General features: G+C 74.1%; 23 protein-coding genes. 6 read left to right on the top strand and 17 right to left on the bottom strand.

Annotation, left to right across the window (positions count from 1 at the left end; all coding sequences use genetic code 11):
* Positions 1 to 492, top strand: coding sequence for a DUF1003 domain-containing protein (locus tag Q1K26_RS11055; RefSeq protein WP_300010087.1), 492 nt, complete (start codon positions 1 to 3; stop codon positions 490 to 492).
* Here Q1K26_RS11055 and Q1K26_RS11060 read toward each other — a convergent pair.
* Positions 470 to 937, bottom strand: a complete 468-nt coding sequence (locus Q1K26_RS11060) for a MarR family transcriptional regulator (protein ID WP_300010090.1) — start codon at positions 935 to 937, stop codon at positions 470 to 472. The two genes, Q1K26_RS11055 and Q1K26_RS11060, sit on opposite strands and share 23 nt — an antisense overlap.
* Before the next feature lie 114 nt (positions 938 to 1,051).
* Here Q1K26_RS11060 and Q1K26_RS11065 point away from each other — a divergent pair, with 114 nt between their 5' ends.
* Positions 1,052 to 2,209 carry an Mrp/NBP35 family ATP-binding protein gene (locus Q1K26_RS11065; RefSeq protein WP_300010093.1) on the top strand — a complete coding sequence of 386 codons (1,158 nt, stop codon included), beginning with the start codon at positions 1,052 to 1,054 and terminating at the stop codon, positions 2,207 to 2,209.
* A gap of 62 nt (positions 2,210 to 2,271) precedes the next feature.
* Here Q1K26_RS11065 and Q1K26_RS11070 read toward each other — a convergent pair whose 3' ends face one another.
* The 5 genes from Q1K26_RS11070 to Q1K26_RS11090 all read right to left on the bottom strand — a co-directional run bounded on the left by Q1K26_RS11070 (position 2,272) and on the right by Q1K26_RS11090 (position 8,196).
* On the bottom strand, positions 2,272 to 3,525 hold the full coding sequence (locus Q1K26_RS11070; protein ID WP_300010096.1) for an aminotransferase class III-fold pyridoxal phosphate-dependent enzyme: 1,254 nt from the start codon (positions 3,523 to 3,525) through the stop codon (positions 2,272 to 2,274).
* 174 nt (positions 3,526 to 3,699) lie between these two features.
* Positions 3,700 to 6,186 carry an ExeM/NucH family extracellular endonuclease gene (locus tag Q1K26_RS11075; protein WP_300010099.1) on the bottom strand — a complete coding sequence of 829 codons (2,487 nt, stop codon included), beginning with the start codon at positions 6,184 to 6,186 and terminating at the stop codon, positions 3,700 to 3,702.
* A gap of 133 nt (positions 6,187 to 6,319) precedes the next feature.
* Positions 6,320 to 6,988, bottom strand: a complete 669-nt coding sequence (locus tag Q1K26_RS11080) for a GntR family transcriptional regulator (RefSeq protein WP_300010101.1) — start codon at positions 6,986 to 6,988, stop codon at positions 6,320 to 6,322.
* 6 nt (positions 6,989 to 6,994) lie between these two features.
* Positions 6,995 to 7,702, bottom strand: a complete 708-nt coding sequence (locus Q1K26_RS11085; RefSeq protein WP_300010104.1) for a maleate cis-trans isomerase — start codon at positions 7,700 to 7,702, stop codon at positions 6,995 to 6,997.
* Positions 7,699 to 8,196, bottom strand: coding sequence for a DUF3830 family protein (locus tag Q1K26_RS11090; protein WP_300010106.1), 498 nt, complete (start codon positions 8,194 to 8,196; stop codon positions 7,699 to 7,701). Before Q1K26_RS11090 ends, Q1K26_RS11085 begins: the two co-directional genes overlap by 4 nt.
* 163 nt (positions 8,197 to 8,359) lie before the next feature.
* Between Q1K26_RS11090 and Q1K26_RS11095 the strand changes: the two genes are divergently transcribed.
* Entirely contained in the window at positions 8,360 to 9,253 is an 894-nt protein-coding gene (locus Q1K26_RS11095; protein WP_300010324.1) for a D-2-hydroxyacid dehydrogenase, read from the top strand.
* Positions 9,253 to 10,659, top strand: coding sequence for an amidase (locus Q1K26_RS11100; RefSeq protein ID WP_300010109.1), 1,407 nt, complete (start codon positions 9,253 to 9,255; stop codon positions 10,657 to 10,659). The genes Q1K26_RS11095 and Q1K26_RS11100 overlap by 1 nt, the downstream gene beginning before the upstream one ends.
* Before the next feature lie 28 nt (positions 10,660 to 10,687).
* Here the strand turns inward: Q1K26_RS11100 and tatB are convergent, their stop codons facing one another.
* The 4 genes from tatB to sigE form a co-directional block, all read right to left on the bottom strand.
* Positions 10,688 to 11,095: a Sec-independent protein translocase protein TatB gene (tatB, locus tag Q1K26_RS11105; protein ID WP_300010112.1), complete on the bottom strand. Its 408-nt coding sequence runs from the start codon at positions 11,093 to 11,095 to the stop codon at positions 10,688 to 10,690.
* 17 nt (positions 11,096 to 11,112) lie between these two features.
* Positions 11,113 to 12,603: a trypsin-like peptidase domain-containing protein gene (locus tag Q1K26_RS11110; protein ID WP_300010115.1), complete on the bottom strand. Its 1,491-nt coding sequence runs from the start codon at positions 12,601 to 12,603 to the stop codon at positions 11,113 to 11,115.
* A 108-nt stretch (positions 12,604 to 12,711) separates the two neighbouring features.
* On the bottom strand, positions 12,712 to 13,356 hold the full coding sequence (locus Q1K26_RS11115; RefSeq protein WP_300010118.1) for a zf-HC2 domain-containing protein: 645 nt from the start codon (positions 13,354 to 13,356) through the stop codon (positions 12,712 to 12,714).
* A 150-nt stretch (positions 13,357 to 13,506) separates the two neighbouring features.
* Positions 13,507 to 14,127, bottom strand: coding sequence for an RNA polymerase sigma factor SigE (sigE, locus tag Q1K26_RS11120; protein ID WP_300010121.1), 621 nt, complete (start codon positions 14,125 to 14,127; stop codon positions 13,507 to 13,509).
* 226 nt (positions 14,128 to 14,353) lie between these two features.
* On the opposite strand from sigE, the gene Q1K26_RS11125 reads away from it, so the two are divergent.
* Complete coding sequence (locus tag Q1K26_RS11125; protein ID WP_300010124.1) at positions 14,354 to 15,004, top strand: O-methyltransferase; 651 nt, start codon at positions 14,354 to 14,356, stop codon at positions 15,002 to 15,004.
* Between the two features lie 100 nt (positions 15,005 to 15,104).
* Complete coding sequence (locus tag Q1K26_RS11130) at positions 15,105 to 15,563, top strand: hypothetical protein (RefSeq protein ID WP_300010128.1); 459 nt, start codon at positions 15,105 to 15,107, stop codon at positions 15,561 to 15,563.
* Between the two features lie 51 nt (positions 15,564 to 15,614).
* On the opposite strand, the gene Q1K26_RS11135 is transcribed toward Q1K26_RS11130, so the two are convergent.
* Genes Q1K26_RS11135 through Q1K26_RS11165 form a run of 7 tightly spaced genes read right to left on the bottom strand, consistent with a single transcriptional unit; the run spans position 15,615 to position 22,135 of the window.
* Positions 15,615 to 16,124 carry a hypothetical protein gene (locus Q1K26_RS11135; RefSeq protein WP_300010131.1) on the bottom strand — a complete coding sequence of 170 codons (510 nt, stop codon included), beginning with the start codon at positions 16,122 to 16,124 and terminating at the stop codon, positions 15,615 to 15,617.
* Positions 16,121 to 17,407: a hypothetical protein gene (locus Q1K26_RS11140; protein ID WP_300010136.1), complete on the bottom strand. Its 1,287-nt coding sequence runs from the start codon at positions 17,405 to 17,407 to the stop codon at positions 16,121 to 16,123. Before Q1K26_RS11140 ends, Q1K26_RS11135 begins: the two co-directional genes overlap by 4 nt.
* Positions 17,400 to 18,227 (bottom strand): ABC transporter ATP-binding protein, encoded by an 828-nt coding sequence (locus tag Q1K26_RS11145; protein WP_300010139.1) that lies wholly within the window; start codon positions 18,225 to 18,227, stop codon positions 17,400 to 17,402. The genes Q1K26_RS11140 and Q1K26_RS11145 overlap by 8 nt, the downstream gene beginning before the upstream one ends.
* The gene (locus Q1K26_RS11150) at positions 18,224 to 19,927 is read right to left on the bottom strand and encodes a dipeptide/oligopeptide/nickel ABC transporter permease/ATP-binding protein (RefSeq protein WP_300010142.1); all 1,704 of its coding nucleotides are present in this window, start codon (positions 19,925 to 19,927) and stop codon (positions 18,224 to 18,226) included. The genes Q1K26_RS11145 and Q1K26_RS11150 overlap by 4 nt, the downstream gene beginning before the upstream one ends.
* Entirely contained in the window at positions 19,924 to 20,910 is a 987-nt protein-coding gene (locus Q1K26_RS11155) for an ABC transporter permease (protein ID WP_300010145.1), read from the bottom strand. The genes Q1K26_RS11150 and Q1K26_RS11155 overlap by 4 nt, the downstream gene beginning before the upstream one ends.
* Positions 20,907 to 21,491, bottom strand: coding sequence for a hypothetical protein (locus Q1K26_RS11160; protein ID WP_300010148.1), 585 nt, complete (start codon positions 21,489 to 21,491; stop codon positions 20,907 to 20,909). Before Q1K26_RS11160 ends, Q1K26_RS11155 begins: the two co-directional genes overlap by 4 nt.
* On the bottom strand, positions 21,488 to 22,135 hold the full coding sequence (locus tag Q1K26_RS11165; protein ID WP_300010151.1) for a hypothetical protein: 648 nt from the start codon (positions 22,133 to 22,135) through the stop codon (positions 21,488 to 21,490). The genes Q1K26_RS11160 and Q1K26_RS11165 overlap by 4 nt, the downstream gene beginning before the upstream one ends.
* Positions 22,136 to 22,142: the final 7 nt, after the last annotated feature.

The raw sequence follows: 22,142 nt of genomic DNA on the forward strand, positions 1-22,142 counted from the left end.
ATGCCTGAGGCCCCACGCAGGCGGCTGGACCGCCCCGGCCGCCGCCCGTTCGAGCTCGACCCCGACGGCTTCGCGAAGCTCTCCGAGCGGGTCGCGCGCTTCCTGGGCACCGGCCGGTTCCTCGCCATCCAGACCGTCGTCGTGATCATCTGGATCGCCCTCAACCTGACGGCGGTGTCGCTGCGCTGGGACCCCTACCCGTTCATCCTGCTCAACCTGGCCTTCTCCACGCAGGCCGCCTACGCGGCGCCGCTGATCCTGCTGGCCCAGAACCGCCAGGACGACCGCGACCGCGTGGCGCTGGACGAGGACCGCACCCGCGCCGAGCGCACCAAGGCCGACACCGAGTACCTCGCCCGCGAGCTGGCGGCCCTGCGGCTGGCCGTCGGCGAGATGGCCACGCGCGACTACCTGCGCGGGGAGCTGGAGCGGCTGGGGGATCGCCTGGTCGGGGACGGCGAGCGCCCGGTCAGTCGGCGAGCCGGCGGCTGATCCGCTCGAGCGCGCGCAGGTCGTCCGCGTCGAGGCGCGCGACGAAGTGCCGCAGCACGCCGGCGAGATGGGTGCGCGAGGCCGTCCGCAGCCGGCGCAGCCCCGCCTCAGTCAGCTCCGCGGCCACCCCGCGCCCGTCGTTCTCCACCCGGGAGCGGCACACCAGACCGGCGCGCTCCATCCGGTCGACCAGGCGCGTGACGCCCGAGCGTGACAGCAGCACGGCGTCGGCGAGCTCGGTCATCCGCAGGCGCCGGTCGGGGGCCTCGGCCAGCTGCACCAGCACGTCGTAGGCGGCCAGGGACAGCGCCTGCTCGGTCACCAGCTCCGACTCCAGCGCACGGGTGATCGTCGCGTGGGCGCGCAGGAACGCGCGCCAGGCGGCGAGCTGCTCGCGGGTGGGCGCCGCCCGGCCCTCGGCGCGGGCGGGGGCGGTGTCGGTCACGAGCGAGGATGCTACGGACGCCACGGCCGGCGGACCCGCCCACGTAGCATGGTCGGGGTCGCGGCGATGCGGCACGAAACCCACACGCCAGGAAGGTGCGGCGAACCGAAGACGATGTCCACCACAGGCACAGACACATCCCTCGAGACCATCGAGCAGGCCGTGCGCGCCGCGCTCGCGACCGTCGAGGATCCGGAGATCCACAAGCCGATCACCGACCTCGGCATGGTCAAGGGCGTCGCGGTGTCCCCGGCGGGGCACGTCCACGTCGGTGTCTACCTCACCGTGGCCGGCTGCCCGATGCGCGAGACGATCACCAACCGGGTCACAGAGGCCGTGTCGAAGGTCGCGGGCGTCACCGGGGTGGAGGTCGAGCTGGACGTCATGAGCGACGAGCAGCGCACCGAGCTGCGGCGCGGCCTGCGCGGCGACACCGCCGAGCCGGTGATCCCGTTCGCCCAGCCCGGCTCGCTCACCCGCGTGTACTGCGTGGCCTCGGGCAAGGGCGGGGTCGGCAAGTCGTCGGTCACGGTCAACCTGGCCGCCGCCATGGCCGCGCGCGGGCTGTCGGTCGGGGTCGTCGACGCCGACATCTACGGCCACTCCGTGCCGCGGATGCTGGGTACCACCACGGCGCCGACCAAGGTCGACGACATGATCATGCCGCCGCAGGCGCACGACGTGAAGGTCATCTCCATCGGGATGTTCACGCCGGGCAACGAGGCCGTCGTCTGGCGCGGGCCGATGCTGCACCGCGCGCTGCAGCAGTTACTGGCCGACGTGTTCTGGGGTGAGCTGGACATCCTGCTGCTCGACCTGCCGCCGGGCACCGGGGACATCGCGATCTCGACCGCGCAGCTCATCCCGAACGCCGAGCTGCTGATCGTCACCACGCCGCAGCAGGCGGCGGCCGAGGTCGCCGAGCGGGCCGGGTCGATCGCGCTGCAGACCAAGCAGCGCATCGCGGGCGTCGTCGAGAACATGTCGTGGATGGAGCTGCCCGACGGCAGCCGCATGGAGGTCTTCGGCTCCGGCGGCGGGCAGACGGTGGCCGACTCGCTGACCCGCTCGGTCGGCGCACCCGTGCCGCTGCTCGGGCAGATCCCGCTGGAGACCCGGCTGCGCGAGTGCGGGGACGCCGGCACCCCGATCGTGCTCGCCCACCCCGACAGCCCCAGCGCCAAGGCCCTCAAGGCCGTCAGCGACAAGCTCACGACACGCGCCCGCGGCCTGGCGGGCATGTCTCTCAATCTCACCCCGGTCACGAAGTAGCACTTCGGAGCCATACTGCTGTCCGGGACGCCCCGGAACGGCGTTATGGCTCCGAAGTGCGGTCAGCTGGTGGCGCGGACGGCGTCGGCCCAGAGGCCGACGCCCTCGTCGATCTGCTCCGCCGTCACGATCAGCGGCGGGATCATGCGCACGACGTTGCCGAACGGCCCGCAGGTCAGCAGCAGCAGGCCGCGCTCGGCCGCGGCCGCGTGGGCCCTCGTCGCCGCCGCCGGGTCCGGGGCGCCGTCGGCGGTGCGGAACTCGTTGCCGACCATCAGGCCCAGGCCGCGGACGTCGGCGATCCCGGGGTTCTCGACGGCGACCTTGCGCAGGCCCTCCAGCAGGCGCAGCCCCTGCTCGCGCGCGTTCTCGACGAGGTTCTCCTCGGTGATGACGTCGAGCGTGGCGAGCGCGGCGGCGCAGGACACCGCGTTGCCACCGTAGGTGCCACCCTGCGAACCCGGCAGGGCCTTCTCCATGATCGCCTCGGGCGCGGCGATGGCGGACAGCGGGAAGCCCGAGGCCAGGCCCTTGGCCGTGATCAGGATGTCGGGGGTGAGGCCATCGGTGTGCTGGTGTCCCCAGAACCTCCCGGTGCGGCCGTATCCGGTCTGCACCTCGTCGGCGATCAGCAGGATGCCGTGCGCGTCCGCGCGCTCGCGCAGGCCCTGGAGGAACGCGGGCGGCGTGGGCACGTAGCCGCCCTCGCCCAGCACCGGCTCGATGAGGAACGCCGCGACGTCGCGCGCGGGCGCGGCCGTGAGCAGGACCCGGTCGAGCTCGCGGAGGCAGAACGCGACCGTCTCCTCCTCGCTCCAGCCGTAGCGGAACGCGTAGGGGAACGGTGCGAACTCCACCCCTCCCATCATCGGGCCGATCCCGGCCCGGATCTTGGCGCCGGAGGTGGTGAGCGCGGCGGCACCCATGGTGCGGCCGTGGAAACCGCCGTCGAACGCGACGACGATCTGCCGCCCGGTGGCGTGGCGCGCGAGCCGCACCGACGCCTCGACGGCCTCGCTGCCGGAGTTGAGGAAGAACACCCGGTCCATGCCCGCGGGCAGCACGTCGCCCATCCGCTCGGCCAGCCGCAGCAGGGGCTGGTGCATGACCGTCGTGTACTGCCCGTGGATGAGCGTGCCCACCTGCTCCTGCGCGGCCGCGACCACCCGGGGGTGGCAGTGCCCGGTGCTGGTCACGCCGATACCGGCGGTGAAGTCGAGGTGACGGCGGCCGTCGGTGTCGAAGAGGTGGACGCCCTCACCGCGCGCCGCCTGGACGGGGGTCGCCTGCTGGAGGACGGGGGACAGCCGAGCCATGAGAACTCCCGGGAACGATCGGCAGAGGTTGTCGGATTGTCGACAACTCCGAGGGAAGCACACCGACGGCGGGCAGGGCAAGGGCTCGGCGCGGCTTCGTGCGGAGTCGCTGCCCGCAGCGCAACGGGACGCCACCGGTCGTGGTGGCGTCCCGTTGCCTCGCGGTCGTTCGGGTCAGCGGCGCGGTCCGCCCGGCGCGTTGCCGTTGCCGGGGCCGTTCCCGTTCCCGTTGCCGGGGCCGTTCCCGTTGCCGGGAACACCGTCGGGCGGGCCGGGCACACCCGGCGGCGGGCCGGGCATACCCGGCGGCGGGCCGGGCACACCGGGCGGCGGACCGCCGGGCCCCCCGGGTCCGCCCTGTCCGCCGTCGAGATCCAGGCCCACCAGCACCGGGTCGTGGTCCGACGCCCGGAAGGGGTCGGGGGCGAAGAACGGCCCGTTGTACTGGTAGGCGTCCGGCTCGTCGGCGTTGATGTGCCAGACGTCGACACCGGTCACCGAGGCGCCCGCGGTGCTGAACGCGTGGTCGAGGACGCCCTGCTCGCCGTCGAACACGAAGGAGTACCGGTCGGCGGCGTCCAGCGCGGCGAGCTGGTCGACCAGCCCGGCGCCGGTGAGGACGTCGATCGGGTCCTCGCGGGTGTAGCTGTTCAGGTCGCCGAGCACGAGAACGTCCCCGCCGTCGACCGAGAGGTCCTCGACGAATGCGCTGAGGGCCTGGGCCTGCAGCACGCGGTCGGCACCGAAGCACCCCCCACCCGGGTACGGCTCGGCGTTCGCCCCGGTCGCGCCACCACAGCCCTTGGACTTGAAGTGGTTGCTGACCACGGTGAACGGCGCTCCGCCCGCGGTGAAGGTGCCCGCGTACGGAGCCCGGGCGTTGTCGAAGGCCTCGTCGACGAGCACCGTGGCCGCCGGCGACGTCGGGGTGACGGAGTCGCTGCGGTAGACGAGGGCGTTGGTGATGGCGTCGGTGGTGCCGACCTGGGTGCCGTAGCCCTCGGGGTTCGCCAGCGCCGCCCAGACGGCCGAGCCGGCCGCCTCGTTGAGCGCGTCGACCAGCGTCTGCGTGGCGAGGCCGGCGTTGTTCTCGATCTCCTGCAACGCCACGACGTCCGCGCCGAGCCCGGAGATCGCGGCGACGATCTTGGCCTCCTGCTCCTCGAAGTCCTCGGGCGTCGTCGCGCCGCGCTCGCCGAGGGTCGTGAAGTAGTTCAGTACGTTCGCGCTGGCCACCTGCACGTCACCGCCGACTGCGTCCGGGGCGGCGGGGCGCGGGTTCACCGACTCGAACGTGACGTCCTGGGTCGGCTGGATCCGGTAGGCGTCGAAGCCGTAGCCCATGACGCCGGTCAGGCCGGTCACGGTGTCGCCGCGGCGGACCGTCTGCTCGGCCGTCACGTAGGCGTAGGGCTGCAGGCTCTCGCCGTTGCGCGCGTCGTCGAGGATGATCTGGCGGGCCCGGTTCTCCGCGGTGAGCGCTGCACCCTCCGACTCGTCGGCCACGTCGCCGGGCTCGATCAGCACCCCGGGGGTGGACAGCCGCAGCTCGCCGAAGTTCTCCACGTTGCGGCTCTCGGTCACCGTGAGGGTGTCGTAGCCGGTGAGCATGCCCTCGACCGACTCCAGGTCGGTGCCGGGCAGCGACACCGGGGTCGGCTCGGGCAGCGCCACGCCGGACTCGCAGACCGCCACGGCGGTGACGTCCTGCACCTGGGTCTGCTCGAAGAACTCCCCGGCCGTCCCGGTCACCCGGACCCGGTCGCCGACGGCGACCGCGGACGCGTCGGGGGCGAAGACGAACACGCCCTCGGAGGTGGCGGGGTCGCCGTCACCGGTCGGGTCCTGGATGAAGAAGCCGTCCAGGTCGCCGGGGACCGGGCCGGGGCCGGAGCCGTCGCCGCCCTGGAAGTCGCCGATGACGACACCCTCGGTGGTGACGCCCTGGCCGAGCAGCGGGGTCGTGGCACCGTTGCCCTGGATCTGCGCGATCGGGGTGGTCGGGTCGCCGCAGGCGCCCGGGTCGACCGGGGGCTCCTCCTCACCGGGGTCCTCGCCGCCGCCACCGACGACCCCGTTGAGCGTCTGGCCGGCGTTGAGCGCGCCGAAGCTGTCGTCGGCGGGGCCGGTCCAGGTGAAGTCGAACGCGCTGTCGCCGGAGCCGGTGCGCTGCAACGACTGGCCGGCGGGCGTGCCGGCGGTCTCGGCCACGCCGATGTCGGTGCTGGTCAGGCCCGCGGCCGGGCCGTCGGCAGCGGCGAAGGTGCCCTCGTAGGACAGGAACTCCACGACGGCGCCCGCCGGGTCGACGAGCGCGAGGCCGTCCGGCCCGCCGTTCTGGATGCCGTTGACCGGGTAGTCGACGCTGCTCACGCTCGAGTCGCCGATCGTCCCGGCGAGGGCGGTGGTGGTGTAGGCGGTGCCGTTGGCGCCGTTGTAGAGCACGATGCTCCACCCGGCCAGATCGGTGCCGACCGGGCCGGCGACCTCGATGGCCTCCCCGGTGTCGGTTCCGGTGTTGTCGTAGTGGATCTCGTTGACGAACACGGGACTGTCGGTCGTCTCGGCCGACGCGGCGGTGGCCGTCAGCGGGAGGACGGCCACCCCCAGTGTCAGCGCGAGAGCACAGCTCGCGAGGGGCCTGGCAGCAGGGCGCATCATCTGGCTCCTGGGACGGCGGCGTTCGGACGTTCGCACGTTGCCTGACCCAGATGAATCGTGAACGACTGTTACCGGACCCGGACATGACGGGCATCCCCCGATCGTGCGACGCCCGGATGAGCGTGGGCTGCTCTCAGACGGTCACGACCGGTGCGAGGATCCGCGCCACCGCGTCGGCCATGTGGGCGTCCAGGGCCGCGGTGAGCCGGTCGCGGTCACCGGCACGCACCGCGTCGGCCAGCTCCCGGTGCTCGGCGACCAGCCCGGCCGCGGGCGGCGCGGTCTGCTGCAGCGCGGCCAGGCACATGCGCGTCTCGACGAGCAGCCCGTCGGCCATCCGCCGCAGCCGAGGGCTTCCCGAGGCGGCGACGAACTCGGTGTGGAAGGCGTGGTCGGCATCGGCGACGGCGGCCGGATCGCCCGTGGTGGCGGCGACCTCCAGCGCGCCGAGCGCCGCGACGAGCCGGTCGGCCGCGGCGGCGCGGTCGCCGTCGACCAGCAGCAGCCCCGCCGCCCGCTCCACGGACGCGCGGGCGTGGTAGATGTCGCGGACGTCGGTGGCGTCCAGATCGCGGACGAACAGCCCGCGGTGGCGCTCGCTGCGCAGCAGGCCCTCCGCGACCAGTCGCTGCATCGCCTCCCGCAGCGGCCCGCGGCTCACCCCGAGCCGCGCCGCCAGCTCCACCTCGCCGAGCTGGGTGCCCGGCGGGAACGTGCCGCGCATGATCGCGGTGCGGATGCGGTCGGCCACGATGGCCGCGGTGGAGCGACGCTCGACCGGCTCCATGTCCGTGAGGTCCATGCGGGCCTACCCCGCGAAGAGGCGGCCGAAGCCGGGGCGCGGGCCACCCGCCCCGGCGAGGCGCAGCCCCTGCCAGATGCTCACCTGGTTGGCCGTCAGCACCGGCTTGCCGACACGCGCGTCGAGCTCGTCGAGCAGCCCGATCGTGTGCAGCGCGGTGTCGGGCAGCAGCAGGGCCTGCGCGTCGGGGTGGTCGGCCGCCGCCGCGAAGTCCAGCACGTCGGCCGCGGGCAGGGTGCCCACCTCAGCCGCGGTGATGATCCCCCGTGCGGAGAGCTGCACGACGCTGACCCCGGCCCGGGCGAGGAACGCGACGAAGCGCTCGGCCACGTCGTCGGGGTAGGTCGCGCCGATCGCGACGCTCGTGACGCCCAGGTGCGCGCAGGCGTCGGCGAACGCGAACGAGGTGCTCGACGCCGGCACGCCCGCCGCCTTCCCGAGCGCGTCGACCTGCGCGGCCGCCCCGTCCCAGCCGAACACGAAGCTGCCGCTCGTGCAGGCCCAGACGATCGAGTCCAGCGGCTGCGGGAGCGCGCGGGCGCCGGCGGCCAGCACCTCGTCACCGCCGATGTCGAGCAGCGCGTCGACGCGGTGGGCGTCCTCGCGCATCTCGGTGTGCACCAGCGGGAGGCGAGGGCCGTCCAGCATCTTCTCGGCCCGCGGGTAGTCGTCCTGCGCCGAATAGCCCGGGTACAGGATCCCGACGGCGGTCATGACGCGCGCTCGTAGACCAGGCGCTCGCCCACGCTCCCGGAGCGCCACACGTCGTGACACGCCTGCGCCATCACGTCGAGCCCGTCGCGGATCGCGCCGAACACGTTGCCCGGCACCCAGCCGACGTCGCCGTTGATCAGCAGGTTGTTGCGCCCGTAGAAGATCGCCAGGTCGATCGCACCCTCGGCCTGGTCGATGCCCTGGTCGGCCTTGAACGCCGTGTCGAGCATGCCGCCCGCGAAGTCGAACAGGCACACGTCACCCGGGATCGGGGTGACGGTGGTGTTCTCCCGGCCGATGCCCCCACCGAAACGCGGCACCATCGTGTAGACCTCGTTGCGCGCGTACTTGGCGTGCTGGGCGGGCCCGGCGAGCGGGCCGCCGGCCAGCGCGTCCCACACGGCGGCGCAGGTCCGCGGGGCCTCCTTCTCCAACAGCTCGGCGGTGCAGGAGACCCCCCGACGTTCGAGGGAGATGCGGACGAGCTTGGTCATGGTCACCTCGATCTGTTCGATTGTTGACAATCATACGAGCGCTTCCTAGCGTGTCAATCGTCCGCCGCCGTCCCTGGAAAGGATCACGTCTGTGCCCGTCTCCCGAGATCAGGGGCACGATCCCGTCATCACGATCCTGCACTCCGCCGACCGTCCCAAGGGCCTGGACGGGCCGCGTGTGCGTTTCGCCACCGACGAGACGTTGGCGGCGAACCTGCCCGGCACCGAGGTCCTGCTCGTGTGGGACTTCCTGTCCACGGCCGTGCGCGAGGCGTGGCCCGCGGCCGACGCGGTGCGCTGGGTGCACACCGCGAGCGCGGGCGTCGACCGGCTGACCTTCCCCGCCCTGCTCGACTCCGACGTCGTGCTGACGAACTCGCGCGGGGTGTTCGACACGCCCATCGCCGAGTACGTCACCGGCCTGGTGATCGCGATGGCCAAGGACCTGCCGGGCACGCTGGCCGCGCAGTCCCGGCGGGAGTGGCGGCACCGGGAGAGCGAGCGCGTCGGCGGGCGCACGGCCGTGGTCGTCGGGAGCGGGCCGATCGGGCGCGCCACCGCGGCGATGCTGGCCGCCGTCGGGATGCGGGTGGAGCTGGTCGGGCGCCGGGGGGGCGACGGCGTGCACCCGAGCGGCGCGCTGCCGGAGCTGCTCCCGCGCGCCGAGTGGCTGGTGCTCGCCGCACCGCTGACCGACGCCACCCGCGGCATGCTCGACGCCGCCACGCTGGCCGCGCTGCCACCCGGAGCCCGGGTGATCAACGTGGGCCGGGGCGCGCTGGTCGTCCAGGACGACCTGGCGGACGCGCTGGCGTCGGGCCACCTGGGCGGCGCGGCGCTGGACGTGTTCGAGCGCGAGCCGCTGCCGGCCGACTCCCCGCTGTGGGGCCTGCCGGGTGTGATCGTGTCGCCGCACATGTCGGGTGACATCCTCGGCTGGCGCGACGAGCTCGAGGCCCTGTTCGTCGACAACCTCGCCCACTACCGGGCCGGCGAGCCGCTGCGCAACGTGGTGGACAAGACGCTGGGCTTCGTTTCCTCGACCGGGAGTGCATGATGAGTTCCGCTGACCTGTCCGCCGTCGAACTGCTCGCCGCCTACCGCGCCGGGGAGCTCTCGCCCGTCGAGGCCACCCGCGACGCGCTGGACCGCATCGACACCTACGACGGGATCGTCAACGCGTTCTGCCTGGTGGAGGCCGACGACGCGCTGACGGCGGCGAAGGAGTCCGAGGCCCGCTGGCAGCGCGGCGAGCCGCACGGCCTGCTCGACGGCGTCCCGACCTCGGTCAAGGACCTGCTGCTCACGGCGGGCCGGCCCACCCTGCGCGGCTCGCGCACCATCGACCCGGCCGGGCCGTGGACCGTGGACGCGCCCGCCGTCGCGCGGCTGCGCGAGCACCACGCCGTCGTCATCGGCCGCACCACCACCCCGGAGCTCGGGTGGAAGGGCGTCACCGACTCCCCGCTCACCGGGGTGACCCGCAACCCCTGGGACCCCACGCGCACCGCGGGTGGGTCCAGCGGGGGCAGCGCGGCGGCCGTGGCCCTCGGGATGGGCGCCCTGTCGCTGGGCACCGACGGCGGCGGCTCGGTCCGCATCCCCGCCTCGTTCACCGGGACCACGACGATCAAGCCGACCTACGGCCGCGTGCCGAACTGGCCGGCCAGCCCGTACGGCACGCTCGCGCACGTCGGTCCCATGACACGCACGGTGGCCGACACCGCCCTGCTGCTCGACGCCGTCTCCGGCGCCGACCCCCGTGACCCGTGGGCGCTGGCCCCCGCGGGGCCCACCAACGGGCGGCTGGGCGAGGCGCGGGTGGCCGGGCTGCGGGTCGCGGTGAGCGCGACGCTGGGCTACGTCGACGTCGATCCGGAGGTGGCGGCCGCCTTCGAGTCGGCCTGCGACGTGTTCGCGACGCTGGGCGTCGTGCTGACCGACGCCGATCCCGGCTTCGCCGACCCGGTGGCCGCGTTCGAGACGCTGTGGTTCACCGGGGCCGCGAAGTCGATCGAGCACCTGGGGCCCGAGCAGCGGGCCCTCATGGACGCGGGGCTCGTGGCGTCCGCCGAGCAGGGTGCGCGGATGAGCGCGCTGGACTACCTGACCGCGATGGCCGTCCGCAACGACCTCGGGACGCGGATGGGCGAGTTCCACACCCGGCACGCGCTGCTGCTCACCCCGACGATGCCGATCCCCGCGTTCGAGGCGGGCGTCGAGGTGCCGGCGGGGTCGACTCGGGAGCGGTGGACGTCGTGGACGCCGTTCAGCTACCCGTTCAACATGACCCAGCAGCCCGCCGCGAGCGTGCCGTGCGGCTTCACGCGCGGCGGGCTGCCGATCGGTCTGCAGATCGTGGGCCCCCGGCATGCCGACGCCGCCGTGCTGGCGGCCGCGCACGCCTTCCAGCAGGCGACGGACTGGCACCTGCAGCGACCCCGCCCGGCCACGGGACGGTAGGCCGCCCGGGCGTCGGAGCCCGCCGACGTCAGGTGGCGTCGGGGTCGATCGGGGGACGCTCGCCCTTCGACAGGATCTCGGGCACCGCGCCGGTGGCGGGGTGCACCTGGGGCGCGCCGTTCTTCGTCAGGCTCGGCGGCGGCGCGAAGCCGTTGGGCTTCGGCGCGGGTGGGTCGTCGAACAGGGCGCGGGTGGCGGCGGTCCGCGGGTTGAAGTTGCGCAGGCCGCGCAGCTCGTCCAGCGGCTTGCGCAGCTCCTCGAACTCCGGGCCGAGCTCGCCCTTGAGCTGGTCGCGGGCGCCCGTGGCGTACTCCTTGGCCTTGCGGATCGCCTGACCCAGCTGGGCCGCCGCCCCCGGCAGCCGCTCGGGGCCGAGGATGAACAGCCCGGCCACGATCAACACGAGGATCTCGCCCCAGCCGACACTGTCGAACACGGGACCATCGTACGGGGTCAGTCCGAGGCGAGGACCACCGACACCGTCAGCGGCCGTCCCTCGCGGATCAGCTCCACCGGGACCCGCGCCCCGGGGTCGTACTCGCGCACCGCGACCTCGAGCTCGTCGGCCCCGGCGATGCTGCGCCCACCGAGCCGGACGATCACGTCGCCCTCGACGATCCCGGCGGCCGCCGCGGCGCCCCCGACCTGCACGTTCTGCACCTGCGCGCCGGAGCTGGTGTCGTCCTCCACCGAGCGCGCGTTCACCCCGAGCTCGGCGTGGCGCACCGCCCCGGTCCGGATCAGCTCCTCGGCGATCACGCGGGCGTCGTCGATCGGGATGGCGAAGCCGAGGCCGATCGACCCGCCCTCGACGCCGCTGACGCTGCTGATCGCGGTGTTGATCCCGACCACGGCACCGGTGGCGTCGACCAGCGGGCCGCCCGAGTTGCCGGGGTTGATCGCGGCGTCGGTCTGGATGGCGTCGATGACGGCGTTGACCTCGCCACCCTCCAGGCGCACCGGCCGGTTCACCGCGCTCACGATGCCGTCGGTGACGGTGCCGGCCAGCCCGAGCGGCGAGCCGACGGCGATCACCCCGTCGCCGACGGCGAGCGAGGACGACGACCCGATCTGCGCCACCACCGGATTGGTGACGCCGACCCGGATCACCGCGAGGTCGGTCTTCGGGTCCCGGCCGACGATCTGGGCGCGTGTGCGGGTGCCGTCGGAGAAGACCGCCTCGATCGTGGCCCCCTCGACCTCGGCCGCCGGGGCGACGACGTGGTTGTTGGTGAGCACGAACCCGCCACCGTCGATCATGACGCCGGAACCGGTGCCGCCCCCCTCCCCGACCCGGACCTCGATGGAGACGACGGCCGGGACGACCCGCTGCGCGATGTCGGCCACCGAGCCCGGGGGGCGTTCCTTGGCCTCGCTGGTGGCGGTGAGCGTGGCGTCGGGCTGGGTGAGCGCGCCGGCGCCCTCGGCGGTGGCCCGACCGACCAGGCCGCCGACCGCGCCGATCAGCAGCGCCGTGACGGCCAGCAACGCCAGCGCCTGCGGCTGCACGCGCCGGCCGAACAGCACCTCGCGCAGGCTCAGCCGGGCACCCTCGCCCGCTGGCGGCGCCGGCGTCGGCGCCGGGTCGGCAGCGGGCGGCCCGAGCGACACGCCGCTTCCCGGGTCCCGCCACGGGTCGGCCTCGCCCCCCGCCCACAACGGGTCGGCCTCGCCGTCGCCGCGCCGGGTGCCGTCCGGGGCCCGCTGCAGCGAGCCCGCCGCGTCGGCCGGGCGACCGAACGCGGCGGCGAGCGCGGCGGGAGCGGGGGCGGCGAGCGGGGGCGACACGGTCCGGTGCGCGGGCTCGCGCGCGAACCCGCCGTCGACGTCGGACGGCCTGCCGAACACCGAGGCCGCGCCGGGATCGGCGGCCGGACGTTCCAGCGGGCGGGGCGTCAGCCGAGGCGGCCCGTCACCTCGGGACGCGTCGTCCACGTCGGTCATCGGGGGTGATTCATCGTGCAGACGGCTCCTGAGGACGCGGACGGGCCGCGTCGAGCCTGCCCGAGCAGGGGTGAAGTCCGTGTACCGGGCCCCGGCGGGTGTCGAGCCTCAGTGCGTGCCGGGCCCCAGGAACGTGTGCGGCATGCGTGACGACCTCTCGGTGAGCCGCGCGTCGACATCGGCCGCGGTCCGCACCTCGGGCTCGACGCCGAGCCGGGCGATCCCGGGCGAGAGGACCGGACCGCCGAGCACGCCCCGCTCCGGTTCGGTGGCGACGGTGGTGTCCGCGGGCAGCGCGCCGACCCCGAGCGTGAGCGCCCCGATCGCCAGACCGGACACGGCGGCCCCGGCTCCGAAGCGCATCCGCCACGACGACGGATGCCGACGCCCGTCCGCCGGGGCCTCCGCGGGTGCCGTGCGCTCGGGTCGCAGCACCGAGACCAGCCGTCCCTCGGCGGAGACCGCGAGACCGGCGGGCGGGGGCGGGAGCTCGGTGTCCTCGGGGATCGAGCGCAGGCTCGACAGCAGCGACGACGGCAGCGACGGGCAGGAGGCCCCGCGCAGCGCGGTGCGGGCCTGGCGCTGCGCCACGACCTCGGCCGCGCAGTCCGCGCAGCTGTTCAGGTGCGCCGCGGCGCGTGCGTGCGGGCCGTGCGCCAGCTCGCCGTCGACGAACGCGACGACGGCGTCCGACGACAGGTGGGCGGGCCCCCAGTCGGGAGTCGTCACCGTGAACCGCCGACGCTCGGTCACGTCCCCTCCTCGCTGTCGCTCGTCACGGCCGTGCCCGACGGTGCTGCGCCCGATGGTGACCTCGCAAGCTCGGTCACCCCCCCTCCTCGCTGTCGCTCGTCACGGCCGTGCCCGACGGTGCTGCGCCCGATGGTGACCTCGCAAGCTCGGTCACTGGTCCCCGACCTCCTCCGCTCCGGCACGGTCGCGCTCGATCGCCGCGCGCAGCGCGGCGCGGCCCCGGTGGATCCTGCTCCGCACGGTACCGAGCTTCACCCCGAGCGTGGCGCCGATCTCCTCGTAGGACAGGCCCTCCACGTCACAGAGCACGACCGCGGCCCGGAACTCGGGGGCCAGCTCGTCGAGGGCGGACTGCAGCGCCGGGTCGAGGTGGGTGTCGGAGAACACCTGCTCGGGCTCGGGTCCCCGGCCGGGGATGCGCTCGGAGTCCTCCGGGAGGGCCTCCATGCGGATCCGCGCGCGGCGCCGGACCATGTCCAGGAACAGGTTGGTGGTGATCCGGTGCAGCCAGCCCTCGAACGTGCCGGGCCGGAACGACGCCAGGTTGCGGAACACCCGGACGAACGTCTCCTGCGTGAGGTCCTCGGCGTCGTGCGGGTTGCCGGTCAGGCGGTAGGCGAGGCGGTAGACCCGATCGGCGTGCTCCCGGACGACCTCGTCCCAGGTGGGCGGGGTCCACTGCGCGCCCTCACCGGGCAGGACCGTCCGGCTCGACGCCACGGGGACGGACGCCACGGGGACGTCGGCCGCGGTGGCCAGGCCGTCGCTCATGATCTTTTTCTCTACCTCCCGGCGCGGGTCGTGCTGTTCGTGCCAACGTCCTGCGCGGCCGGAAGTTCCCGGTCGTGCGGTGCACCGGTCGACGACCCCGACCGATCCGGCTACCACGGTGCCCGACCGCGGTGAGCGACGGGTGAGAACCGACTGAGAGGATCCTGTGAATCGCTGGGTCACTGTGAATGCGGGCCGGGGACGGTCGACCCAGTAACCTCCCATCATGACCGTCCGCACGGACGACGGCCACCCCCCGTGGGCCGTTCGCGACTACGTCGAGGGCTACCTGGCCGAGGACGACGTGCTGCGCGACGCCCGCACCCGCGGCGGCACGCTCGGGTGCGCCCCGATCGGCCCGGGCGGAGGCGCCGGGATCCGCTTCCTGGCTGCGAGCATCGGGGCCAGGGCGGTCGTCGAGGTCGGCACCGGGGCCGGGGTCAGCGGGCTGTGGCTGCTCGGCGGGATGGCCGACGACGGCGTACTGACCTCGATCGACGTCGACCCGGAGGCCCAGCGGGCGGCACGGGCCTCCTTCGTCGCGGCCGGGTACGCCCCCGGGCGGCTGCGACTGATCAACGGCATGGGCCTGGAGGTCCTGCCCCGGCTCACCGACGGCGGGTACGACCTGGTCTTCGTCGACGCGCTCGACACCGACTACCCGCGCTACCTCGACGAGGCGGTGCGGTTGCTGCGCCCGGGCGGCATCGTGGCACTCGCGGGGGTGCTCACCGCGGGCGCCACCGACCCCGACGCCACCGACCCCGGCAGCGTCGCGCTGCGCGAGGTGGCGCGGCAGATGCGGGAGGACGACCGGCTGGTCTCGGTGCTCCTGCCGCTCGGCGACGGGCTGCTGGCCGCCGTCACCACGACCTGATCGCCCCCGCCTCCCCCCGCACGGCCCCCGACGATCTTGCATTACCTTCTCGTGCGCGGACGGGTGAACCGGCCGCGGAACCCGAAAGGACCACACCCTCGTGACGCAGACCCTCACTGCCATCCTGCTGGACCCGACGCGGCGCGGAGGCGTCGTGACGGACCTCCAGACGCTGGTCGACCAGGAGGTCTCGGACTCCGGCGGTGTCTCCGGCGCCGTGATCAAGACCGGGTACGCCACGGTCAAGAAGGTCAAGCCGGGCATCGTGACCAGTGCCGTGGACAAGATGCTCCCCGAGTTCGCCACCGCACTGGAGCCGTTCTACGCCGACTACCGCGCGGATGGCTCCCACCCGGACTTCGGTGCCTACCTCTCGGCCCGCCCGGCCGAGGCCGCCGACGCGCTGCTGGGCGTCAGCGACGCGCGCGCCGACCGCAGCACCTCCGACACGATCAAGAAGGTCTACGGCAAGCTGCGCCCGCAGGGCCAGAAGAACGTCGAGCAGGCGCTGCCGCGCCTGGGCCGGCTGATCGACCAGCACGCCGCCACCTCGGTCTGACCGGTCTCGTGCGCGGGGCCCGCGGCCCCGGCCGCGGATCCCGCGCACGGATCACCCGTCGACGTCGTAGACCTCGTCGGCGGGCACGGCGAGCAGCCGGTCGGCCATCTCCTGCTTGAGCACCGCCAGGTGTGCCTCCTCGGTGGCGGTGCGCCCGCGCACCCGGCTCAGCGCGATGAACTCGTCGGTGACGAAGCCCTCCCGGATCGACACCGTCACGGCGCGCTCCCCGAGGGCGAACCGGAACACGTAGCGCTCCAGCGTGGTGCCTCGTTCCGGCCGGGCCAGGGCCGGGTCGAGGACATAGCGGTCCTCGGTCACCGCGCGGGTCACCAGCTCGATACCGTCGCGCGCACCCGGCCCCGGGAACGCGGTGACGACGCGGATCTCACGGCGTTCCGGGATGCCGTCGGCGACCAGCAGCGGCAGTGCCCGTTCCATCGCCGTGAACCCGTGCGCGACGCCGCCGGGGAAGAGCGGGCCGTGGTACCGCATGAGGTCCTGCACGCCGAACCGCACGACGGTGCCCTGATCCCGGACGACGATCGGGCCGCGCGTCACCGCGTGCTCCGCACGACCGCGCCGCCCAGCCACGGCAGGAAGCCGTCCAGGAACCGTTCGGTCGCCGGCATGAAGTGGCCGCCGTAGTGGCTCAGCGGATCGAGGGTCGCCACCACCAGGGTGCCCGGGGTGCTGACCCGGTCGACGTAGAGCAACGCCTCCCCGGTGGGCAGCGCGACGAGGGTGTCGGCCCCGTCCGGTGGGGTGAGTGCGCCGTGGTAGTGCCAGGTGCAGTCGCGCAGCGACAGGTGGTCGAACAGGGCATGGTCGGGCGACGGGGACGTCAGGCCGAGGTCGGCGCCGGGTTCGAGCCACCACCAGTAGTTCGTCGGGCGGGGGTCGAACCGCACCCCGGGCAGGAAGTCGGGTAGCGGCTCGCCCCCGGCGAACGCGACGACGGCGCCGCCCGCCTCCAGCAGCTCCCGCAGCCGGGGGGCGGCGGCCGTGAGCAGCCCGCGGTGCATCCGCTCGGGCAGGACCACCCCGTCGTATCCGGTCAGGTCCGTGTCGGCGAGTCCGGGCAGGTAGAGGAGCCCCCCGGTGAGGTGCCGGGCGTACTTGGGCATGGTCAGGGCGCGGTGGTGCGGCGCGGACCCGCCGTAGACCGCGGCCAGGCCGGACCCCGTACCGGTGTCCGGCCCGGGCCCCGGTTCGCCGTGATCGGCGGGAGCCCCGGTATCGGCCCGGTCCGCGGGTCGCCGGCCGGATTCGCCCCGCGCCCAGTCCAGGAACTGGCCGGGCAGCCGGGCGGCGGTGCTGTCGGTCTGCCCGCCGTACCCGAGCAGGTCGCCGTTGGCGTGCACGACGATCGTGCCCCGGGTCGAGACGCGGTCCAGGTAGGTCGCAGGTTCCCCGCCCGCCAGGCGCGCCAGCACCTCGGCGCCCGGCGGGGGCGGGTGGTGGCCGCGGGCGAAGAACCCGGCGACCCCGCGGCGAAAGGTCAGATCGTCGGGTTCGACGCCGTCGAAGATCGGGTGCGGGGCGAGCTCGGCGACCCGGTAGGAACGCAGCGACGGCGGGTCCAAGGCCACGAACCGGGACGCGCCGGGCAGCCAGTCGCGGTGGATCTGCCCGCAGAACAGCAGTACCCCGCCACCGTCGAGGTAGCGGTGGATCACGTCGCGGTGCCGGGCCAGGTGTTCCTGGTCGGCCATCCCGGGCACCACCAGCACCCGGTAGCGGCCCAGGTCGGCGCGGGTCAGGTCGTAGAGGTCGATCCGGTCGCCGGGCGCCCCGCGTTCGGCGGAGCGGATGTCCATGTCGAGGATCGCGACGTCAGCCATGGGGGTCCTTTCGACGGGAGGCACCGGACGCCGCCGCGACCAGCGCGGCGGTATAGGGGTGGGCGGGCGCGCCGAGCACGTCGCCGGTACGGCCGGATTCGACCACCCGCCCGGCCCGCATGACGACCAGCCGGTCGCAGCCGTGCTGGGCGAGCGCCAGGTCGTGGGTGACGTGCAGGACGGCGACCCCCGATCCTCGAACCAGCTCGCCGATCAGGTCGACGAGCTCGCGGCGCAGCGAGGCGTCGAGCATCGCGGTGGGTTCGTCGGCCAGGATCAGGCGTGGCCGGGTGACCAGTGCCCGGGCCAGCGCGACCCGCTGTCGCTCGCCACCGGAGAGCTGGTGGACGTGGCGGGTGCGGTGGTGGGCGGACAGGTGCACCGCGGCCAGCACCTCGTCGACCCGGCCGTCGCGTTCCGCGCGGTCCCCGATCTGGTGGATGACCAGCGGCTCGGCGACGACCTCGGCCACCCGCAGGGTCGGCGGCAGCGACGCGTAGGGATCCTGGAAGACCAGGTGCAGCGTGCGACGGAGGCGCCGCGCCGCGCCGCGGCGAAGACCCACCAGGTCGCTCCCGCAGAGCCGGATCGCGCCGCGGTCGGGCCGGACCAGTCCGGCGACGGCGCGCGCGACCGTCGACTTCCCGGCGCCGGACCCGCCGACGAGCCCCACCGTCTCCGCCTCCGCCACGGTCAGGTCCACCCCGGTCACCGCCCGGACCCGGTCGCCGCCCCGGTGACCGAAGCTCACCGTGAGCTGCTCGATCTGCAGCACCGTGTCAGCCGGAGCGGGATCGACGGTGCTCGTCGCCCGGCTCACGGGGCGGCCACCGGCGGCCGCAGTCGCGGGGCGGCGGCGACCAGCCGGCGGGTGTGAGGGTGTCGCGGGGAGCAGGCGACGTCCCGGGCGTCCCCGATCTCCACGAGCCGCCCCTCGTGCAGGACCGCGATCCGGTCGGCGATCCGCTCGACGACCGGCAGGTCGTGCGAGACGACCAGCAGCGCCAGGCCGAGGCGGTGGCGCAGGTCGTCGAGCAGGTCGAGCACCTCGGCCTGGACGAGCACGTCGAGCCCGCTGGTGGGCTCGTCGGCGATCACCACCGCCGGCTCGCAGGCCAGGGCCATCGCGATGACGACCCGCTGGCGCATCCCGCCGGAGAGCTGGTGCGGGTGGTCGTCGGCGACGCCCGCGTCGAGACCGACCAGGTGCAGCAGCTCCTCGGCCCGTCGACGTGCCGCGGACCGGCCGAGCGGCCGGTGGGCGCGGACGGCCTCGGCGAGCTGGGCCGCGATCGACCGCACCGGGTTGAGCGCGCTCATCGCCTCCTGCGGGATCAGCGCGATCCGGTCACCGCGCAGGGCCCGGCGCTGCTCGGGAGTCAGGGTCGCGAGGTCGTGCCCGGCCACCCGCACGGTGCCGCCGGTGACCGTCGCCGCGGCGGGGAGCAGGTCGAGCGTCGCGGCCGCGATCGTCGACTTGCCGCTTCCGGACTCGCCCACCAGCCCGACCAGTTCCCCGGCGGCGACGGTCAGGTTCACCCCGCGCACCGTGGTGACCGGGCCCCGGGCCGACCGGTAGGCCACAGTCAGATCCGTGATGACCAGCGGCGGCGGCTCGTCGACCGGATCCGCCGGGGATGTCGTCACCGGGGACGACACGCCGGGTCGAGGGGCCCCGCTGTCCCGCAGCGACGGGCGGGCCCACTCCTCGAAGGCGTAACCGAGCAACGCGAACGCCAGCACCGTGGCGGCGATCGCCAGCCCGGGCGGCACCACCCACCACAGCCAGGCATCGGTGAGGAAGGCGCTGCGGGCGTGCGCCAGCGAGAGCATCGTGCCCCAGCTCTTGGCCGTGATGTCGCCGAGCCCGAGGAACGCGAGCGAGGCCTCCAGCAGGATCGCGGTCTTGGTGGCCAGGACGAACTGCGGCACCACCAGGGGCGCCACGGCGGGCAGGACATGGCGCAACAGCACGTACCCGGTCCCGGCGCCCATCGTCCGCAGCGCCTGGATGTGATCGCGTTCGCGCAGCGAGAGGACCTGCGCGCGCAGCTCCCGGGCGACCCCGGCCCAGATCACCGCCGCGATGACGACGATCTGGGTGAGCAGGCCCGGCCCGGCGAACACCCCGATCACGATGGTCAGCGGCAGTACCGGCAGGGCCAGCACGACGTCGACGAACCGCATCAGCGCGGTGTCCACCCAGCCCCGCAGGTAGCCCGCGGTGAGCCCGACCGAGACCCCGATCACCGTCGCGGCCAGTGCGGCGACGAGACCGACGAGCAGCGAGATCCGGGCGCCGTGGATCAACTCGGAGAGCAGGTCGTGGCCGACGTCGTTGGTACCCAGCAGGTGTGCGGCCGACGGCGTGGAGAACGGCCGTCCCACCCGCTCGGTGGGGTCGTAGGGGGACAGCCATGGCGCCGTCAGACCGACCAGGACGAGCATCCCGAGCGTGCCTGCCCCGACCGTGGCGAACCCGCGGGCGCGGTGCGATCCGGACGTGGGGGATGTGTTCATGCCGGCACCACCGGCCGACGGGAGACCCTCACCCGGGGGTCGAGCAGCGGGTAGGTCAGATCGGCGAACAGGTTCGCCGCCACGATCCCGAGCGTGACGATCAGGAACCCGCCCTGCAGCAACGGGTAGTCCCGCGCGGTGACCGCCCCGAAGATCAACCGGCCGACCCCGGGGTAGGCGAACACCGTCTCGACGACAACCGCCCCGGACAGCAGCGTGCCGACCGCGAGGGTCAGGTTGGTGTAGACGGGCAGCAGCGCGGTGCGCAGCGCGTGGCCCAGCGCGACCCCCCGCTCGGACACCCCCTTCGCCCGGGCCAGGCGCACGAACGGTTCGTCGAGCACGCCGACCATCGCCGCCCGGGCCAGCAGGAAGAAGCCACCGAGGGTGGCGAGCACCAGCGTCGCGACCGGCAGCACCATCCGGGCGACGACGGCGCCGAACCAGGCCGTGCCCTCGCTGTCGATCGGTGCCGCGCCGTAGGACGGGAACAGGCCGAGCTGCACCGAGAACACCGCGATCAGGATCATGCCGATCCAGAACGCCGGCATCGCGTCCAGCAGCAGCACCCCGACGACCGACCCGGCGTCGCGGCGGCTGCCGCGCCGCCACGCCGCCCAGGCACCCAGCAGGGTCCCGATCACGAACGCGAGCAGGGTCGAGACGGCCGCGAGGGCCACGGTCCACGGCAGCACGTCGAGCAGGACGTCGACGACCGGCCGGTTGAACTGCACCGAGGTCCCCAGATCGCCGCGCAGCAGGCCGGCCCAGAACGACCCGTACTGCTCGATCAGCGGGCGGTCCAGGCCGTAACCGGCCCGGACCTGCTCGACGAGTTCGGGGGCCAGGCCCAACGCCTCGCCGCCGTAGAGGTACTGCACCGGGTCGCCGGGAGCCAGGTGCGGCAGGACGAAGTTCAGTGTCGCTGCCGCCCAGAGCACGAGCACGTACTGACCCACCCGGGAGAGCACACCCCGCGTCACCGGCCACCGCACTGGGCGAGAACGTCCTGCACCCACGGCAGGAGCGCATCGAGGAAGCGGGCGCACTCCGGTGATCCGGTGTGCCCGAAGTGCGCGAGCGGATCGACCGTACTGACCAGGGTGACGCCGCCGGACGGTATGCGGTCGAGGTAGGCGACCGGCGCACCGTCGGACGTGCGGAGCAGCACCTCGGCGCCGTCCGGCGGGTCGAGGACGCCGTGGTGGTGCAGCTGCTGCACGGCGCTGCCGACCTCCGTACCGGTCCACGCTCCGGCGGTGCGGGTCCGGCCCGCGCCGCCGGCCGGCCGGAAGGTCCAGGATGCCGATCCCGGCCAGCCGGACTGGTGGTCACCGAACAGCAGCACCATGCCGCCCCGCCGCAGTACCGCGTCGAGCTGCGGGGCGGCCGCACGCAGGCGACGGCGCGGGGTGCCCTCGGGCACCCACACCGCGTCCGCCCCGGTCAGGTCGGGATCGGCACCGCTGTAGACGACCTCGCCCAGGTACCCGAGGTAGCGAGGGTCGCCGAACGTCGTCGTCTCGGCGGCGGAGCCGCTGCTCAGTGCGACCAGGCGGGTCACCGGGGGCCTCCGGCGATCCACTCGACGAGCTGCGGCACGATCCGGGTGGCGCTGCCCGTGCTCGTGCCGTTGGCCAGCAGGTTGGCTCCCCCGTGCAGCAGCACGGCGCCCGGCCCGACCCGCGCGACGTAGGCGCCGGGGACGCCGTCGGCCCGCCGCGCGATCACCTCGGCGCCCTCGGGCGGCCGGTGGTACCCGTCGCGGTAGAGGAACGACGCCCCGAGGTCGGCTGGCTCGATGCCGGCGAAGACCGGGTGGTCGGTCAGCTCCGGCGGCCCGACGGCGGGACCCGGGGCGCAGCGCTCGAACGGGGTGGCGGACGGCAGCCACCGGTGGGTCAGCTGACCGCTGAACACCACCACCCCGCCCCGGTCGAGCAACCCCATGATGCGGCCGGCCATCGCGCCGAGCAGCTGCTGGTCGGAACGCCCGGACAGCACCAGCCCGGCGTAGTCGTCGAGGTCGGCGGTGGGCAGGTCGTCCATCTCGATCAGGGACACCGGCATCGCGTCCAGGGCGGCGTCCCGGCCGTCGACGCCGTCGGCGCCCTGCCAGCCCCGGATCACCGCGTCCCAGTCCGTGGCGGTCGCCGGATCAGCCGTGATCGCGACCGCGACCTCGTGGAGCCGCAGATAGCACGTCATGGCGCGG

It is taken from the genome of Pseudonocardia sp. (assembly GCF_029263155.1).
In the GTDB taxonomy this organism is placed as follows: Bacteria; Actinomycetota; Actinomycetes; order Mycobacteriales; family Pseudonocardiaceae; genus Pseudonocardia.

Excerpts from the sequence above, each read along its gene's own strand:
- Q1K26_RS11165 (WP_300010151.1), bottom strand. The coding sequence starts at position 22,135 with ATGACGTGCTATCTGCGGCTCCACGAGGTCGCGGTCGCGATCACGGCT.
- Q1K26_RS11075 (WP_300010099.1), bottom strand. The coding sequence starts at position 6,186 with ATGATGCGCCCTGCTGCCAGGCCCCTCGCGAGCTGTGCTCTCGCGCTG.
- Q1K26_RS11080 (WP_300010101.1), bottom strand. The coding sequence starts at position 6,988 with ATGGACCTCACGGACATGGAGCCGGTCGAGCGTCGCTCCACCGCGGCC.
- sigE (WP_300010121.1), bottom strand. The coding sequence starts at position 14,127 with ATGAGCGACGGCCTGGCCACCGCGGCCGACGTCCCCGTGGCGTCCGTC.
- Q1K26_RS11090 (WP_300010106.1), bottom strand. The coding sequence starts at position 8,196 with ATGACCAAGCTCGTCCGCATCTCCCTCGAACGTCGGGGGGTCTCCTGC.
- Q1K26_RS11065 (WP_300010093.1), top strand. The coding sequence starts at position 1,052 with ATGTCCACCACAGGCACAGACACATCCCTCGAGACCATCGAGCAGGCC.
- Q1K26_RS11110 (WP_300010115.1), bottom strand. The coding sequence starts at position 12,603 with ATGACCGACGTGGACGACGCGTCCCGAGGTGACGGGCCGCCTCGGCTG.
- Q1K26_RS11100 (WP_300010109.1), top strand. The coding sequence starts at position 9,253 with ATGAGTTCCGCTGACCTGTCCGCCGTCGAACTGCTCGCCGCCTACCGC.
- Q1K26_RS11150 (WP_300010142.1), bottom strand. The coding sequence starts at position 19,927 with ATGAACACATCCCCCACGTCCGGATCGCACCGCGCCCGCGGGTTCGCC.
- Q1K26_RS11055 (WP_300010087.1), top strand. The coding sequence starts at position 1 with ATGCCTGAGGCCCCACGCAGGCGGCTGGACCGCCCCGGCCGCCGCCCG.
- Q1K26_RS11070 (WP_300010096.1), bottom strand. The coding sequence starts at position 3,525 with ATGGCTCGGCTGTCCCCCGTCCTCCAGCAGGCGACCCCCGTCCAGGCG.
- Q1K26_RS11085 (WP_300010104.1), bottom strand. The coding sequence starts at position 7,702 with ATGACCGCCGTCGGGATCCTGTACCCGGGCTATTCGGCGCAGGACGAC.
- Q1K26_RS11125 (WP_300010124.1), top strand. The coding sequence starts at position 14,354 with ATGACCGTCCGCACGGACGACGGCCACCCCCCGTGGGCCGTTCGCGAC.
- Q1K26_RS11140 (WP_300010136.1), bottom strand. The coding sequence starts at position 17,407 with ATGGCTGACGTCGCGATCCTCGACATGGACATCCGCTCCGCCGAACGC.